At 39.2% G+C, this 15408-nt stretch carries 20 protein-coding genes, 1 tRNA gene and 1 riboswitch; of the genes, 12 read left to right on the top strand and 9 right to left on the bottom strand.

Features of this window, described 5'->3' with window-relative positions:
* The first annotated feature begins 2 nt into the window (after nucleotides 1-2).
* The 5 genes from KTI79_RS13720 to panD all read left to right on the top strand — a co-directional run bounded on the left by KTI79_RS13720 (nucleotide 3) and on the right by panD (nucleotide 2571).
* Nucleotides 3-77: transfer RNA gene (locus tag KTI79_RS13720), tRNA-Gln, on the top strand.
* Between the two features lie 36 nt (nucleotides 78-113).
* Entirely contained in the window at nucleotides 114-1064 is a 951-nt protein-coding gene (locus KTI79_RS13715) for a ribose-phosphate pyrophosphokinase (protein ID WP_002120445.1), read from the top strand.
* A 96-nt stretch (nucleotides 1065-1160) separates the two neighbouring features.
* A complete protein-coding gene (rplY, locus tag KTI79_RS13710; protein WP_002120443.1) occupies nucleotides 1161-1457 on the top strand; it encodes a 50S ribosomal protein L25 in 297 nt (98 codons plus the stop codon).
* 20 nt (nucleotides 1458-1477) lie between these two features.
* Nucleotides 1478-2059: an aminoacyl-tRNA hydrolase gene (gene pth, locus KTI79_RS13705; RefSeq protein ID WP_016142034.1), complete on the top strand. Its 582-nt coding sequence runs from the start codon at nucleotides 1478-1480 to the stop codon at nucleotides 2057-2059.
* A gap of 131 nt (nucleotides 2060-2190) precedes the next feature.
* Nucleotides 2191-2571, top strand: a complete 381-nt coding sequence (panD, locus tag KTI79_RS13700) for an aspartate 1-decarboxylase (RefSeq protein ID WP_016142035.1) — start codon at nucleotides 2191-2193, stop codon at nucleotides 2569-2571.
* Between the two features lie 54 nt (nucleotides 2572-2625).
* On the opposite strand, the gene KTI79_RS13695 is transcribed toward panD, so the two are convergent.
* Both KTI79_RS13695 and KTI79_RS13690 read right to left on the bottom strand, forming a co-directional pair.
* The gene (locus KTI79_RS13695; RefSeq protein ID WP_032055853.1) at nucleotides 2626-3177 is read right to left on the bottom strand and encodes a GDYXXLXY domain-containing protein; all 552 of its coding nucleotides are present in this window, start codon (nucleotides 3175-3177) and stop codon (nucleotides 2626-2628) included.
* Nucleotides 3174-4958: a DUF2157 domain-containing protein gene (locus tag KTI79_RS13690; protein ID WP_086375843.1), complete on the bottom strand. Its 1785-nt coding sequence runs from the start codon at nucleotides 4956-4958 to the stop codon at nucleotides 3174-3176. Before KTI79_RS13690 ends, KTI79_RS13695 begins: the two co-directional genes overlap by 4 nt.
* 176 nt (nucleotides 4959-5134) lie before the next feature.
* A riboswitch (FMN riboswitch) is annotated at nucleotides 5135-5285 on the top strand.
* Between the two features lie 90 nt (nucleotides 5286-5375).
* Here KTI79_RS13690 and ribB point away from each other — a divergent pair.
* Nucleotides 5376-6035 carry a 3,4-dihydroxy-2-butanone-4-phosphate synthase gene (gene ribB / locus KTI79_RS13685; protein WP_032055850.1) on the top strand — a complete coding sequence of 220 codons (660 nt, stop codon included), beginning with the start codon at nucleotides 5376-5378 and terminating at the stop codon, nucleotides 6033-6035.
* A gap of 58 nt (nucleotides 6036-6093) precedes the next feature.
* On the opposite strand, the gene KTI79_RS13680 is transcribed toward ribB, so the two are convergent.
* Nucleotides 6094-6768, bottom strand: a complete 675-nt coding sequence (locus KTI79_RS13680; RefSeq protein WP_032055849.1) for an HAD-IA family hydrolase — start codon at nucleotides 6766-6768, stop codon at nucleotides 6094-6096.
* A 97-nt stretch (nucleotides 6769-6865) separates the two neighbouring features.
* Here KTI79_RS13680 and KTI79_RS13675 point away from each other — a divergent pair, with 97 nt between their 5' ends.
* The gene (locus KTI79_RS13675) at nucleotides 6866-7633 is read left to right on the top strand and encodes a hydroxymethylpyrimidine/phosphomethylpyrimidine kinase (RefSeq protein ID WP_086375844.1); all 768 of its coding nucleotides are present in this window, start codon (nucleotides 6866-6868) and stop codon (nucleotides 7631-7633) included.
* Between the two features lie 44 nt (nucleotides 7634-7677).
* Here KTI79_RS13675 and lysM read toward each other — a convergent pair whose 3' ends face one another.
* From lysM to KTI79_RS13645, 6 genes are all read right to left on the bottom strand, one after another.
* Nucleotides 7678-8151, bottom strand: coding sequence for a peptidoglycan-binding protein LysM (gene lysM, locus KTI79_RS13670; protein ID WP_016142041.1), 474 nt, complete (start codon nucleotides 8149-8151; stop codon nucleotides 7678-7680).
* Between the two features lie 185 nt (nucleotides 8152-8336).
* Nucleotides 8337-8573 carry an acyl carrier protein gene (gene acpP, locus KTI79_RS13665; protein ID WP_001279871.1) on the bottom strand — a complete coding sequence of 79 codons (237 nt, stop codon included), beginning with the start codon at nucleotides 8571-8573 and terminating at the stop codon, nucleotides 8337-8339.
* Between the two features lie 84 nt (nucleotides 8574-8657).
* Complete coding sequence (fabG, locus tag KTI79_RS13660) at nucleotides 8658-9392, bottom strand: 3-oxoacyl-ACP reductase FabG (RefSeq protein WP_002120395.1); 735 nt, start codon at nucleotides 9390-9392, stop codon at nucleotides 8658-8660.
* Nucleotides 9389-10375: an ACP S-malonyltransferase gene (gene fabD, locus KTI79_RS13655; RefSeq protein WP_016142042.1), complete on the bottom strand. Its 987-nt coding sequence runs from the start codon at nucleotides 10373-10375 to the stop codon at nucleotides 9389-9391. Before fabD ends, fabG begins: the two co-directional genes overlap by 4 nt.
* Nucleotides 10376-10526: 151 nt before the next feature.
* On the bottom strand, nucleotides 10527-10712 hold the full coding sequence (gene rpmF / locus KTI79_RS13650; protein WP_000290730.1) for a 50S ribosomal protein L32: 186 nt from the start codon (nucleotides 10710-10712) through the stop codon (nucleotides 10527-10529).
* Between the two features lie 74 nt (nucleotides 10713-10786).
* Nucleotides 10787-11347 carry a YceD family protein gene (locus KTI79_RS13645; protein WP_032055847.1) on the bottom strand — a complete coding sequence of 187 codons (561 nt, stop codon included), beginning with the start codon at nucleotides 11345-11347 and terminating at the stop codon, nucleotides 10787-10789.
* Nucleotides 11348-11443: 96 nt separating this feature from the next.
* Between KTI79_RS13645 and KTI79_RS13640 the strand changes: the two genes are divergently transcribed.
* From KTI79_RS13640 to rluB, 5 genes are all read left to right on the top strand, one after another.
* Nucleotides 11444-12106 carry an elongation factor P hydroxylase gene (locus KTI79_RS13640; protein ID WP_032055846.1) on the top strand — a complete coding sequence of 221 codons (663 nt, stop codon included), beginning with the start codon at nucleotides 11444-11446 and terminating at the stop codon, nucleotides 12104-12106.
* A gap of 90 nt (nucleotides 12107-12196) precedes the next feature.
* Nucleotides 12197-12814 (top strand): L-threonylcarbamoyladenylate synthase, encoded by a 618-nt coding sequence (locus KTI79_RS13635; protein WP_032055844.1) that lies wholly within the window; start codon nucleotides 12197-12199, stop codon nucleotides 12812-12814.
* Between the two features lie 223 nt (nucleotides 12815-13037).
* Nucleotides 13038-13829 (top strand): segregation and condensation protein A, encoded by a 792-nt coding sequence (locus KTI79_RS13630; RefSeq protein WP_032055843.1) that lies wholly within the window; start codon nucleotides 13038-13040, stop codon nucleotides 13827-13829.
* Nucleotides 13826-14422 carry an SMC-Scp complex subunit ScpB gene (gene scpB, locus KTI79_RS13625; protein WP_032055842.1) on the top strand — a complete coding sequence of 199 codons (597 nt, stop codon included), beginning with the start codon at nucleotides 13826-13828 and terminating at the stop codon, nucleotides 14420-14422. Before KTI79_RS13630 ends, scpB begins: the two co-directional genes overlap by 4 nt.
* Before the next feature lie 41 nt (nucleotides 14423-14463).
* Nucleotides 14464-15387: a 23S rRNA pseudouridine(2605) synthase RluB gene (rluB, locus tag KTI79_RS13620; protein ID WP_032036759.1), complete on the top strand. Its 924-nt coding sequence runs from the start codon at nucleotides 14464-14466 to the stop codon at nucleotides 15385-15387.
* Nucleotides 15388-15408: the final 21 nt, after the last annotated feature.

Below are 15408 nucleotides of genomic sequence, written 5' to 3'. Positions count from 1 at the left end.
TTAGGGGCGTCGCCAAGTGGTAAGGCACCGGGTTTTGATCTCGGCATCCGTTGGTTCGAATCCAGCCGCCCCTGCCATCTATTTCATTACATACCAACCGCCAAGGGTGCTTCATGCCCAATCTTGTCGTTTTTAGTGGAAATGCTCATCCACAGTTCGCTCAAAAAGTCGTAAGTCACTTACATATCCCTCTAGGTGCTGCATCAGTCGGTCACTTTTCTGATGGAGAAATTTCAGTAGAAATTACTGAAAATGTTCGTGGTAAAGACGTATTTATCGTTCAGCCTACTTGTGCCCCTACCAATGATAACCTTATGGAAATCTTGGTTATGGCAGATGCTTTGCGTCGTGCAAGTGCTGGCCGTATTACCGCTGTTATCCCTTATTTTGGTTATGCTCGCCAAGACCGTCGTCCACGTTCTGCACGTGTGCCGATTACAGCTAAAGTTGTCGCAGACATGCTTACCACTGTTGGTATTGACCGTGTCGTGATGATCGACTTACATGCTGACCAAATTCAAGGTTTCTTCGATATTCCAGTCGACAACATCTACGGTACTCCTGCTTTGCTTGCTGACTTACGTCAACAACAACATGACAACCTTATGGTGGTTTCTCCTGACGTTGGTGGTGTAGTACGTGCTCGTGCTGTTGCCAAACAGATGGGTGACATCGATTTAGCAATTATTGATAAACGTCGTCAAAAAGCCAATGAGTCGCAAGTTATGCACTTAATTGGTGACGTAAAAGATCGTGATTGCGTTATCGTAGACGATATGGTCGATACTGCTGGTACATTGTGTAAAGCAGCTGATGCGCTTAAGCAATTTGGTGCACGTCGTGTAGTTGCATACGCAACTCACCCTGTACTATCAGGTAAGGCTATTGAAAACTTACGTAATTCAGTTATTGATGAACTGGTTGTGACTGATACCATTCCTCTTTCTGAAGAAGCATTGACCTTAGGCAAGATCCGTCAGGTTTCTGTTGCTAGCATGGTTGCTGAAACGATTCGTCGTATTAATAACGAAGAGTCTATCAGTGCAATGTTCGATAGTTTATAATATTGCAGCTTTTTATAAACCCTAGCCTTGGCTGGGGTTTTCTATCACTAAACTGGTCGCAAGTTTAGTCTTTTAAACTTTAATGAGGATTTACTCATGGCAAACTTCGTATTAAACGCTCAAGCGCGTGCTGAAGACAAACAAGGGAAAGGTGCGAGCCGCCGCCTTCGTCGCGAAGCTTTAATTCCAGCTATCATTTATGGTGGCAACGCTGAGCCTGTAACTGTTACTTTAGAACTTCGTGAGCTTGTAAAAGCTTTAGAAAGCAATGCTTTCTTTGAAGAAGTTGTAGAAATCAAAGTGGGCGACAAAGTTGAAAACGTTAAAATCCAAGCGTTACAACGTCACCCATCTAAAAACACTCCTATGCACGCTGACTTCAAACGCGCATAAGTGTTTAAAGGCGTAGATTAGTGTCAAATATTTCGCTAATTGTTGGTTTGGGCAATCCTGGTTCAGAATATGCCCAAACCCGCCATAATGCAGGTTTTTGGTTCATTGAACAGCTTGCAGACAAATATGGCATTACATTAAAAAATGATCCGAAATTTCACGGAATCAGTGGACGTGGTAATATAGAAGGACACGATGTCCGTCTACTTCTACCCACTACATTTATGAACCGTTCTGGACAAAGTGTAGTTCCATTTGCAAAATTTTATCAAATTGCTCCCGAAGCAATTTTGATTGCTCATGATGAACTTGATATGAACCCTGGTGTGATTCGTCTTAAAACAGGCGGTGGTCACGGTGGTCATAACGGTTTACGTGACATTGTCCCTCATATTGGTCCAAATTTTCACCGTTTACGTATTGGGATCGGACATCCTGGCTCCAAAGAGAGAGTTTCAGGTCACGTACTTGGAAAAGCCCCAAGTAGTGAACAAAGTCTAATGGATGCAGCAATTGATCATGCCCTTTCTAAAGTGAAGCTACTTGTTCAAGGACAGGTTCCTCAGGCTATGAATCAAATTAATGCATATAAACCCACTTAAATTGTTGAACAATCATGCTTGCTATCTTGCTTTTTTAGGAGCAAAATGCGCATCAGCCACTTTGCCAACCGCAAAAGCTAAAGATTTCACCATAAGATCTACATCTTAGGTCTACTCAGGAGACGCTAGCCATGCTATCTCGTTTATTAAAATGCAAAATTCACCGTGCAGTTGTAACCCATGCTGAGCTTCACTATGAAGGTTCTTGTGCAATTGATGGCGTATTGATGGATTTAGCTGGTATTCGTGAATATGAAGAAATTCATGTTTGGAATGTAACCAATGGCAAACGCTTCACGACTTATGCGATTCGTGGTGAAGATAACTCTGGCATTATTTCAGTAAACGGCGGTGCTGCACATCAAGCAGATGTCGGCGATTTAGTTATTATTGCTACGTTTGGTGATTTCACAGAAGTTGAAGCAAATGCTCACAAACCACGTTTGGTATATGCAAACCCAGATAATACAGTCAACCACACAGCAAATTGCATTCCTGTACAAGTTGCCTAATAAAAATTAAAAAATAAAAAGCCCGCATTGACGGGCTTTTTATTTTTATAAATCCTAAATAGTTCCTTCCCACCAGTTCTTTTGCTTTTCACAATTTAATAGTTGAAGCTGTTCTCCTCGTAATTCGAACAGTATCGCTTCGCCTTTAGGATTTACCTTAAATTCAGCATATTTAGCTTTTTCATAACATTGAGCCAAGCCTTCTGCAAACAAGAAACTGCGAGATGCAGGATATAAAGCCTGTAAACGATTTTCAGGATTTTTTAAAATTAATCTTTGCCCAGTAAATGAATTATTAGTATCTAGAACTGTACCAACTACACGATTTTGTGAATCCAATATAACTTTTGCAGGAACGGAAGAGCGATTAAAAATCACCTGTTCCAGAGCCTCACCTTCACTCCTTGCAAGAGCTTTAAGAGACTGTAAATGTAATTCATAAGCCAATGCCATATAGTCACCTTGTAAAATTGAACGAGGATCAACTGGTTTAAGCTCAATGAAAATACTTTTACTATGGTGCAGATGCCATTCGTTTTTGACCACTAACGCTGCAAAAAATAATATCGTGGCTAATGCAAGAATTAGAGAAAAATACTTCTTCATTCTTTCTCTCCTTCAATAAGACCATTTTTATTTTCACGGTGAAGCAACCACGACAGAGCCAACAAAACAATACCCGAAATAAAAATAGATAAACTCTTAGCTAGAAAAGTTATTTGTAGGTTGTAATAGAGTTGCCAGAACACAAAAACGAATACAGTTAAGCTAACTCCATAAACAATCCGATCTTTACTTTTTAATGCCCACGTTAAAATACTAAACAATATGAAAATTTCGAAATATCCCAATGCAATAAGTAACACACCAAAAATTAAAAAAGCGAAAAAAGTGATTCCCTGAAGTTGTCTATATAAATGAAAAACACTAAAGCAAAGTAACCAAACACTAGGCAGAAAATATAGAACCCACCTATGTTGATCTATCGAATTTTCTGGAACGAGTCCCATAAAAGTATCAAAAAAAGAAGCTACTAGAATGACGACTAGCACACTTAAAAAAATACTACGCTCATATAGAGCTAGTGACTTTCTCTTAGGTAAGAGCACCAAACTAAAAACAAAATAATTGAGCACAGTTAAATTTAAATAATTTTGAGTAGAATGTATCGACCACAATGAATGGTCCAGTTGTAGCAAATAGATAAAAGCTATGCCATACGTAGCAAGCATTTGAATTAAAATGAAGAACCAATGTGGTTTAAGAAAATAACTAATACATAGAATAAAAATCTGTGCAATTAAAACCCATAGCATCTGATCTGTTTCTGAACCAAGATGAAATAAGAAAGCAGTCTGCCCACTGATAAATAAACAATAAGCAAATTGTCGAAAGAAATAACGTTGCGATTTTTTTAAAAGCACGATAGCGAATGCTACAAAAATAATTCCAATGACTAAAGAAATGGCCTCCCAAAACACGAGCGTAAAAGCTGCAAGCGCTAAACCCGCAAGCCAAGCACCAATTGCCAATGGAATGACATAAAAGCGGCTTTGACGAAAAATTTTTATTAAAAAATAGCTAATCAGCGCAAACCAAATAAAAATAATGCCCGCAATCAATAAAAAGATGAACTCATTAGAATCTTTAAATAGATGATTAATCCCATCTACAAGCCATATGGTTGCCGTCATGCCTAGAATAGCAGCCATTAAACTGGCACATAGCTGATCATCTTTTTTGAAGAAATAATAAAAAGCGACTATTCCTGAAAAGAAAGCAGAAATTAGATAAGGAACATTCTCATTCGATAAATATTGAATCATTCCAATGATTGAAATAACTGCAATCCAAGCGATAAAGACAAACCTTAAAGCACGATATTTCTTTATACATACCCAAAACTCAATAAGGCTTAATAGATTTAGAGCGAATAGGTATAAATACGGAAATTTTTCTAACCAAAAAGTCTGCTTAAAAAATAAAAAAAGTGTAAGTTGGCTGGTAATACAAATTAAAGCAAAGATTCCAATATTCGGGCGGTATAACCACGGTAATAAAAGCAATGTCCAAATTAAAAAAAGCAAATAACTGTCTGCACCAGTTTGATAAACTTGTCCAATTACAGCCAGACTTAGACCTATCATCAAACCACAAACGCTATGTAAGGTCTGCCTAACCCCATCGCTTAAAGTATCTTTTATGCTGAACCAAGCTGTGAAAACTAATATAGCGGGCGGGATAGCGAGTTGACTACTGTCTGGAAGCATCAACCAGTTAGCAGCAATTAAATACAGAATACTTACCGCCATAAATATATAACTGAAAATATGGAGGTGCTGAATAAATGAGCTATTGGTAAGAGGATAATCGTCTCTTATCTGCATGAAACACCTATTTTATTTATAATTTTCTATAAAAAACATAGCATTCCATTTTCATATCAACAAGTAAGCTCTTGTTAAAAAGCCTATTTCGATTTATGAAAATGCTTATTCATAAAGAAACTTAGCATTCTATAAAAGCATCTAGCCAATTTTGCCAAGCGCGCTATAATAAAACCCATCGCTTCAGGGCGGGGTGTAATTCCCCACCGGTGGTAAAGTTAATTTTTATAAATAGATTAACAAGCCCACGAGCTTAAATTGTGTAATTTGAGCAGATTTGGTGAAACTCCAAAGCCGACGGTATAGTCCGGATGAAAGAAGACGACGAACTGGGATAAATCCGTTTTATTTCAGTACCAGCCTGTTTTTACATCAGTCCTGAAATGTTCAACCGTATTTTTACGAGAGCGTTTCATTATGTCTAGCTTAATTCAACCAGAACTTTTTTTCTCAGCTCTCTCACCTGCTGAGCAACGCATTCAACAAGCATTAGAAGATATCCTTCAAGGCAAACCTGTCTTGGTGATGGATGACTTCGACCGTGAAAATGAAGCAGATTTAATTGTTGCAGCGGAGACTCTAACTGTTGAAACCATGGCACGTATGATTCGTGATGGCTCAGGTATTGTATGTTTATGCCTTACTGAAGAGTTAGCTGATCATCTTGAACTTCCACCAATGGTTTCTCAAAACTCAAGTCAGTTTCATACTGCATTTACAGTGACCATTGAAGCTGCTCAAGGCGTTACCACTGGTGTTTCTGCTAAAGACCGTGTAACAACTATTCAAACTGCTATTAAAGATGGTGCTGTTGCAAGTGACTTAAATCGTCCAGGTCACGTTTTCCCATTACGTGCACGTAATGGTGGAGTCCTTACTCGTCGAGGTCATACTGAGGGAACAATTGATCTAGCAAGACTAGCTGGGCTTAAACCCGCTGGCGTATTATGTGAATTAACCAATCCGGATGGCACGATGGCATCGGGCATTCAAGTTTTAGCATATGCTCAAACTCATCACTTAACGGTGATTACGATTGAAGAACTTGTTCAATACCGCCAACAATACAGTGTTTAAATAAAAAAGGTTTGGCTTTAGATCAAAGCCAAACCTTCAAATTAAAATTTAATAATATTTAAGAAACTTTCTTTTGTGCTGCAAGTTCTTCAACATAGTCCAAAAGTTCAGAGAATTGCTTAATCATTGCTTTAGGCTGTGCTTGAGCGAGCTCTTCAGGTGTTCCATAACCATAAGTTACTGCTACCGCCTCAATACCGTTATGACGAGCACCCAAAACGTCATATTGACGGTCACCGACCATTAAACACTCTTCTGGGTTTAATTGCTCATGCTCAAGAATATAATGGATAAGGTCAGCTTTATTAGTCCTCTCACCCGTTAACTCGCTCCCATAGATATGTACAAAGTATTGGCTTAATTCAAAATGGTCCAAGATACGTTTTGCATAAATCGTTGGTTTAGCAGTTGCAACAAATAAACGATATCCTTCTTCTTTTAATGCACTAAGTGTTTTTGCAACAGATGGATATACTTCATTTTCAAACAGGCCAACCACCGAAAAACGCTCGCGATAAGCAAGTAAAGCTTGTTCAGCTAAAGCATCATCTTGAGTAGCTAATAATTTTGCGAGTGATGGCTTTAATGGTGGGCCAATTGTCCAATCAATATCTAAATCAGCAGCCAATGGATAGCCTAATTTCTCCATTGCATAGCGAATTGAAGTATGGATTCCAACTTTTGGGTCTGTTAAGGTTCCATCTAAATCAATCAAAATATGTTTTATAGCCATTCAATCATTAACCCAGTAAAGTATTTAATTCAATTGGTCGAGAGTTTAATCAAACTCTCTTATACTAACGTAAATTTAAATTGAAAAGGAAATAACCGTGCGTCCAACCGTACTTTGTTTCTCGGGTTTAGACCCTTCAGGTGGTGCAGGTTTACAAGCCGATATCGAAGCAATTGGACAAAGTGGTGCCCATGCAGCAATTGCATGTACTGCCCTCACCATTCAAAACTCACAACAAGTATTTGGCTTCGAAGCGACCTCAAAAGAACTTTTATTAGCACAAGCAAATGCAGTGATAGGTGACTTACCCATTAAATGTGTTAAGTCAGGCATGCTTGGCACGACAGATAATATTGCTGCACTAGCTGAATTTTTACGTGCTCATCCTGACTATCAATATGTACTTGATCCTGTTTTAGTCGCAAACAGTGGCGGTTCTTTAGGTGATCAGGCAACTCTTGTTAAAGCTTTCGTTGAACTTATCCCCCTAGCCACAATTATTACTCCAAATACAGTTGAATTACGTGCTCTAACAGGTATTACTGATTTAGATCAAGCCACTCAAAAGCTTTTTGAAATGGGTGCTAAAGCTGTTCTAGTGAAAGGTGGACACGAAGATACACCAGATCATATTAAAAATAGTTTATACATTAACGGTGAACTTGCAGCGACTAGTAGCTGTCCTCGCCTTGAAGGTGAATATCACGGCTCAGGTTGTTCTTTAGCTAGCTTTATCGCTGGCCGTCTAGCTTTAGGTGATTCGTTAAAAATTGCAGTACAGCATGCTGAAATATGGTTATTCGGTGTTTTAAAAAATGCAGACACCCCTGTACTAAACGGACAAAAGATTCCAAAGCGTTTTTAAAAAACACAAAAAAGGCGCTTAAAGCGCCTTTTTATTAACCTCAATTATTGAGGAATACGTAAAACTTGTCCTGGAAAAATCTCATCAGGATCTTTTAACATTGGTTTATTTGCTTCAAAGATTTTTGGATACTGATTTGCATCACCGTAAACTTCTTTCGCAATTTTTGAAAGGTTGTCACCAGATTTCACTGTATAAAATTTACTTTCTGGTTCAGGTGTTGCAACAGTCATCTGGTCATCTACTTGAGCCACATGATCAATGTTTCCAACAATAAGAATAATTTTCTCTTTATCTGCTTGGCTTTTTACCTGTCCTTTAATAGTCGCGGTATCAGTAGTACCGTTATAGGTTACAGATAAGCCCTCTACCCCTAAGCCTAAACTTTTAATTAAACCTAATAATTTATTTGCAACTTCTTGTGCAGAAGGTTCTGCTGGTGTTGCTGGAGCTGGTTGTGGTTCTGCTGGAGCGGTATTTTTCTTACCAATACCTTTTACAAAATCAAAAAGACCCATCTTTTAGTCCTCATATTATTGTTTATAGTAAAGTCATTAAACTGACCTTTATTGTTATACTTCAAAAAAGTCATGCCTCTGCTATCAATTGAGGTTGATCTTGTAAAAATATGTATCTCTTAATTTTTTCTCTCATAAAAAAAGCCACCTTACGGTGGCCTTCTTTTTATTCAGCAATATGCGAATTAACCAAGTTTTTTAGTTACATAGTCAATTGCAGATTGAACTGTAGTGATTTCGTTAGAATCTTCATCAGGGATAGTGATGTCGAAGTCATTTTCGAAAGACATAACAAGTTCAACTAAATCTAAAGAGTCAGCACCTAAGTCATCCATAAAAGATGCTTCGTTTTTAATCTCTTCAGCTTTAAGACCAAGTTGTTCTGCAACCGCTTGTTTAACGCGTTGTTCGATATCGCTCACAGGAATTCTCCTCATTGCTTGTGGCGTTTAATTTGCCACTAGTTTAATTGAATATAAAAATTTTTAAAAGTTTATACATCGGCGTTAGGCCATGTATAAACCACCATTTACATGTAATACCGTACCGGTAATGTAACCTGCTTTATCACTTGCAAGGAAACTCACCGCATTTGCGATATCTTGTGGCTCACCTAAGCGATTTAAAGCCACTTGATCACTCATTTTTTTGCGAATGTCTTCACTAAGTGCATCTGTCATTTCTGTTGCAATAAAACCTGGCGCCACACTGTTTACAGTAATTTGGCGACTGCCCATCTCTTTTGCAAGGCTACGGCTGAATGCTTCAATACCTGCTTTAGCAGCAGAATAGTTCGCTTGGCCTGGGTTTGCAAAGTGAGCTACAACAGAACTGATATTAATAATTCGACCAAAACGTGCCTTCGTCATACCCTTAAGCACACGTTTAGATAAACGATAAACTGCTTTAAGGTGAATGTTGAGAATGTCATCCCAATCATCTTCAGACATACGAAGCAACAAATTGTCTTTCGTAATACCTGCATTGTTAACTAGAACAAGTACAGGACCATAGTTCTGTTCAATATGAGAAACGACTGCTTCAATCTCGTCGAGATTACGCACGTCGAGCGCCAAACCTGCACCTTGTTCACCAAAGCTATCACTTAACTTTTGTGCACCAGATTCAGAAGTCGCAGTACCTACAACAAAATAACCGTCTTGAATAAGTTGCTGGGCAATGGCAGCGCCAATACCCCGACTCGCGCCCGTTACTAATGCAACTTTGCGTTCTTGTGTCATGCAATTTTTCCTTCTGCCACTAAAACAGCATTTAGGGCATCTTCCATTTTGCTCTTACTATCAATAGAAAAAGCTTTTTCAATATTTGGTAAACGCTTTGCGAGATTACTCAATACTGTACCTGGACCACATTCAACAATGTAATGTATGCCTTGGTTTTGTAAAAACTGCATCGTATCTGTCCATTGTACAGATTGGTACAATTGAGCAGTTAACGCCTGACGCAATTGAGCAACATCGGTAGCTATTCCCGCGTTGACATTTTGTATTACAGGAATGGTAGGTAGCTCAATGGCAGTTTGTTCCAAAGCTTCTGCAAATTTCTCTGCAGCAGGTTTCATTAAAGAACAATGCGAAGGGACCGATACAGGTAAAGCAATTGCTTTAGCAGATTGTTCTTTTGCTAACGCCATAACTTGTTGTACAGATGCAGTACTACCCGCAATTACAACTTGGCCTTGTGAATTATAGTTTGCAGCTTCTACAGAACCCTCACCTGACGCACTCACAGTTTGGCAAAGCTCAACCACTTTTTCATCAGCCAAACCAAGAATTGCAGCCATAGCCCCTTCCCCTTGAGGAACGGCACTTTGCATCAGTTTGCCACGCAAGTTAACTAATTTAACTGCATCTGCCAAGCTCATAGAGCCTGCAGCAACCAATGCACTGTATTCACCTAGTGAATGTCCTGCAAGGTACTTAGGTGCCAGACCACCTAAATCGAGCCATACACGCCATAAAGCGATACTGGCAGTTAATAACACAGGTTGGGTATTTTCTGTTTGGTCGAGCCCTTCGCCACTTTGCGCAATATGCCAAAGATCAAATCCAAGAGCATCTGAAGCTTCTGCAAAAGTTTGCCCGACCCCACTAAACTGTTCTGCTAGTTCAGCAAGCATACCGACTTTTTGTGAACCTTGACCAGGAAACACAAATGCAGTTTTTGTGGCTAAAGCTACTTGTTCAAGACGTTTAGCAGACATAAGAAATCCTTTTTTGGGTTTTCACTCATTTCTGGAGCGGAAATTTAACATGTTATTTATATATTTATAATTGCGAAAAACAACAAAAAAAGGGAGCTTTCGCTCCCATTTTTTCTATACTTAAGCATCACGCTTAATGCATATCATGCAATTATTCAGCATCAGCTGCTTTAGCGAATAATTGACGACCACGGTAGAAACCGTCTTTAGTCACGTGGTGACGACGATGAGTTTCACCAGTTGCTTGGTCTACTGTTAATGCATTCTCGGTTAAAGCGTCATGTGAACGGCGCATGTCACGGCGAGAGCGACTTTTACGGTTTTGCTGAACGGCCATGATGGCTCCTTACAAAGATCGAAAAAATGGATCAGAACAAATTCAGTTGTCTTATCTCACAATTATAACACAAATTATGAGTTAAGTTTACCCTTCAAACCTGCCAAAACATCAAACGGATTATCCCGTTTTTCTTCGACAATATTCTGAATGGTAGGTTGATGTTTATGTTCACAAGCATCATGCTTGGGAGATAAAGGCATCAACAATAACAGTTCATCTTCTAGTAATGCGAGTAAGTTAATCGAGGCAGGCGTATCATAATCGCCTTTCGTCGAAGACTCACTTTCACCTAAAACGATGAAATCAGCATCCTCATCCAAGCGCTCTATCAGTGACTCATCATCCACTAATGCAATATGGAAGTCTAAGACAAGAGGCATTTCAACAGGTTCCAAACAACGTTGGCACTCCATTGGAACTTTCGTGTCCATGTGACCGTCCATCCACACAATGCGATGATATGCATCCATTGATAGCTTACAGTCTATGTTGATCAATTGATTATCAATTGATCCAACAGCTTCACGAGCGATACGAGCAAAGCGAGACAAGGGCAGTTGACCTGACCATGTAAAGCCTTGTTCAGCCCATTTAAACGGCTCAATCTGTGCCGGAAAGGTATTTGCTGACATAATTAAGGCGGCAATTCTACAAATTCATCGGTACTCTGTCAAAGATTAAGATACAATTTTGCACTTCTTTAGACAGAACTCGGGGTAAATTAAGCAATGCACCTGTTGCAGCCGCAACCTGAAGTTAACACTTCATTACTCGTTTGCACCCATTCAACTCATCAGAACACTCTTGTACCTGACCCAGTGCAACTCTCACCATGGTCAAGCTCAAAATCGGAGTCTGAGCAAGTTGATTGGCTTATTTTACACTTTAATCACTGGTTTTCCCACCATAATGTGACATTAGTTCGTGGAGATTTTGAACCAGAATATTTCCCTGCAACAAATAAGGAACCCGCCAAGATCCAATTTGCTCATGGTTTCTTTAATAGTGCTTTGCATGAAATTAGTCATTGGTCTATTGCAGGTGAAAAAAGACGTCTATTACCAGATTTAGGATATTGGTATGCCCCTGATGGTCGTACCCAAGAACAGCAAAGTTTATTTGAACAAGTAGAAATTAAGCCTCAAGCCATTGAATGGTTATTTGCACAATCTTTTGGCAGAAAATTTAGAGTATCTCTCGATAACCTTACAGGTGATAGCGGAGATGGCAAACTATTTAAAGATAATGTTTATGCTCAAGTGCAACGTTACTTTTCGGGTGAAGCTAAGCTACCCCGTGACGCAGCAGCATTTATTGGTTTTATTTGCCAATGCACACGTTCAGGTACACCTTTACAATTAAATGAATTTAAACGTGAACTCCTTGATTAATTGACAAAAAAACTACGTTAATTGCTTGCCTAGGTTATTTAAAAAGCCTAATAATTATTTTTAACACTGGCGTGATGGAGTCTCTAAAATATGATGCATTTACATGTACATCCTGAAAATCCACAGCAACGCCTCATTTCCCAAGCGGTTGAACGTATCCGAGCAGGAGATGTTGTGGTCTACCCTACCGATGCAGCCTATGCGATTGGGTGTCAAATCGGTAATAAAAGTGCCATGGAACGTATTGCACAGATACGTGGTTTAGGCCCTAAGCATCAATATGCCATTATGTGCTGCGATTTATCAGATATTGCGACTTATGCAAAAGTTGATAATGCAACATACCGTTTATTGAAAGCGAATACACCGACGATTACTACGTTCATTTTACCTGCAACAAGTGAAGTTCCTCGTCGATTGATGCATCCTAAAAAGAAAACGATTGGTTTACGTATTCCAAGTAACCCGATTTGTCAGGCTTTATTACAAGAACTTGGTGAGCCGCTACTCACCAGTACATTAATTTTACCGGGCCAAGAAGACCCTCTAGATGACCCTTACGATATTGAAAATCAGTTAGATAAACGAATTGATGTATTTATTGACGGTGGTTTTGGTACGTTAACAAGTACAAGTATTGTCGATTTATCGGGTGAACATCCTGAGATTATCCGTCGTGGTGTTGGCGATGTAAGTGCTTTTGAATAAGCACTTACTTTTTTACCAATAGTTTAAAAAAATGTATTATCACTCAAAAAAATACTCTTTATTTATTTTGGATTTTTTTTACACTTTAGTCGTTAAGTAATTTATTAAAAGACACAATTCATTTAGAATGATTTTCACTATCTGCTGTTCTTCTACTTACAGCTGTCTTTGACTTGAATAACAAGTCTCATGCTTTTGAAAATTCGCGTGGCTTATAATCGTAATGAATCAATCACTTCATCAATCCATGGAAGACGCTCCACACATCCGTGTTTTAGATGAGTGGCATGACAAGATTCCTGAAGATCTCTATATACCTCCAGCTGCATTTGAGATTTTGCTCGAGCACTTTGAAGGTCCACTAGATTTTTTAATCTATCTGATTCAAAAAAACGGTTTCGATTTAATCCAACTCGATATTGCACCTATTGCGACTCAATATTTAGCCTATATGGATAGTATGAAGTCTTTAAATATCGAATTAACGGCAGATTATATGGTGATGGCTGCTCTATTAGCTGACCTAAAATCTCGCCTGCTTTTACCGAAATCTACAATTATAAGCATTGAAAAAGATCCTAAACAGGAACTTATTGATCGTCTTGAAACTTATCTACGTATTAAGCAAGCAGCTGAGCGTTTGGGACAAATGCCAATTCTCGAGCGTGACACATTTAATGCCAATGTAAGCTTAGGTCATATTGCTCCTATTTATGAAGGCTACGATATTTCAGCGCTACATGACGCTTTGTTCTGTGTCTTTAATCGCCCGGAACCTGTTACGCATGTCATTGCTCAAGAACCTGTTTTACTAGAAGAACGTATTGCATATATTGAAGAGAAGTTAGAGTCTGGCGACGTGTTAAGTTTTAAAGAATTACTCAATCCCCAGCAAGGTCGTATGGGAATAGTTGTTACATTTATGGCGGTTTTAGAATTAACCCGCCAACAGAAAATTAAAATTATTGCCACTGGTATTGAAGCTCCCTTAGCAATTCAAGGGTCTTCACTATGAGTAGTTTTGAACAAAATAATAGTGATTTGTCATTAGCGGACATACATCACGAAGTTTTATTACAACTTGAAGCAATTATTTTTGCCAGTGATGCGCCTGTTTCAATTGCCCGCTTAAAAGAAGCATTTAATAATCAGTATAATAAACAACAGCTTCGTCAGCTTTTACAACAGCTCGCGTTATTACAGCATGGCCGTTCTATTGAGCTGATTGAAACAGCGCAAGGGTTTCGCTTTCAGGTAAGATCTAAATATCGTAGTATTATTGCGCAAATTTGGCCAGAGCGACCAACAAAACTGTCGCCTTCATTACTAGAAACGCTGGCTGTCATTGCTTATCATCAACCGGTTACCCGAGCTGATATTGAACAAATTCGTGGTGTATCTAATAATAGTCAGATTCTTAGAACACTATTTGACTGGAACTGGATTAAAGAAGCCGGTTTTAGAGATTTACCCGGAAGACCTGCGTTGCTAATTACAACGCCTCAGTTTCTGAATGCTTTTGGTCTAGCTTCTCTAGGCCAATTGCCTCCCCTACAGAACGCCAAGGAAGCCTTTATGGCTCTCGATGCAAATGCACCGAAATCATAAAGAGGTGGACTGTTGATCATTATGTCTAAGGTTGTGCTGTCATGAGTGAAAAATTGCAAAAAGTATTAGCGCGAATCGGATTAGGTTCCCGCCGATATATGGAAGAGGTTATTGCCGCAGGACGCGTGAGTGTAAACGGTCGTGTTGCCCAAGTGGGTGAGCGCATTGAACCAGGCGATGAATTACGCATTGATGGCCGTAAAGTTCAGTTTCAAATTGAAGACGAAATTCGTCGTCGTGTACTGATTTATTATAAGCCTGAGGGTGAAATCTGTTCACGTAATGACCCTGAAAAACGCCCAACCGTATTTGATCATTTACCACAAATCGCGAATGACCGTTGGGTAATGGTAGGTCGTCTAGATATTAACAGTACTGGTTTATTACTTTTCACGAATGATGGTGAACTTGCTAACCGCTTAATGCACCCATCTAATGAAATTGAACGTGAATACGCAGTTCGAGTAATGGGTGAAGTAACACCAAAACTACGCCAAAACATGGTTAACGGAGTAGAGCTTGAAGATGGTCCAGCCAAATTCGAATCATTCTCTGAAATTGGTGGTGAAGGTATTAACCGCTGGTACCAAGTTGTAGTAAAAGAAGGCCGTAACCGCGAAGTACGTCGTATTTTCGAATCGCAAGATCTTAAAGTAAGTCGTTTATTACGTACACGCTACGGTACTGTTATTTTACCGCGCGAATTACGTACTGGCCGTTGGATGGAACTCGATAAAACTGACATCGACAACTTAGCAAAATCAGTTGAGTTAAAACCACGTCAAGGTACAGGTTTATTTGGTATGGCAAAACGCCGTACTGATCGTATGACTGAAAAACCAATGGCAGCACGTCGTGGCGGTTACTTACGTCAACAACGTCGTGATGATGAAAAAGAAGCGCCAACTAACACGGGCAACCAACGTAAAGCGACTGGTTTTAACCGTGGTTCAAAGAAATTCTAAACATTCATAAGATGTAAAAAA

The organism is Acinetobacter sp. WU_MDCI_Abxd143 (assembly GCF_025514195.1).
Lineage (GTDB): Bacteria > Pseudomonadota > Gammaproteobacteria > Pseudomonadales > Moraxellaceae > Acinetobacter > Acinetobacter pittii_H.
This window is presented reverse-complemented; position numbering and strand designations above follow the sequence as displayed.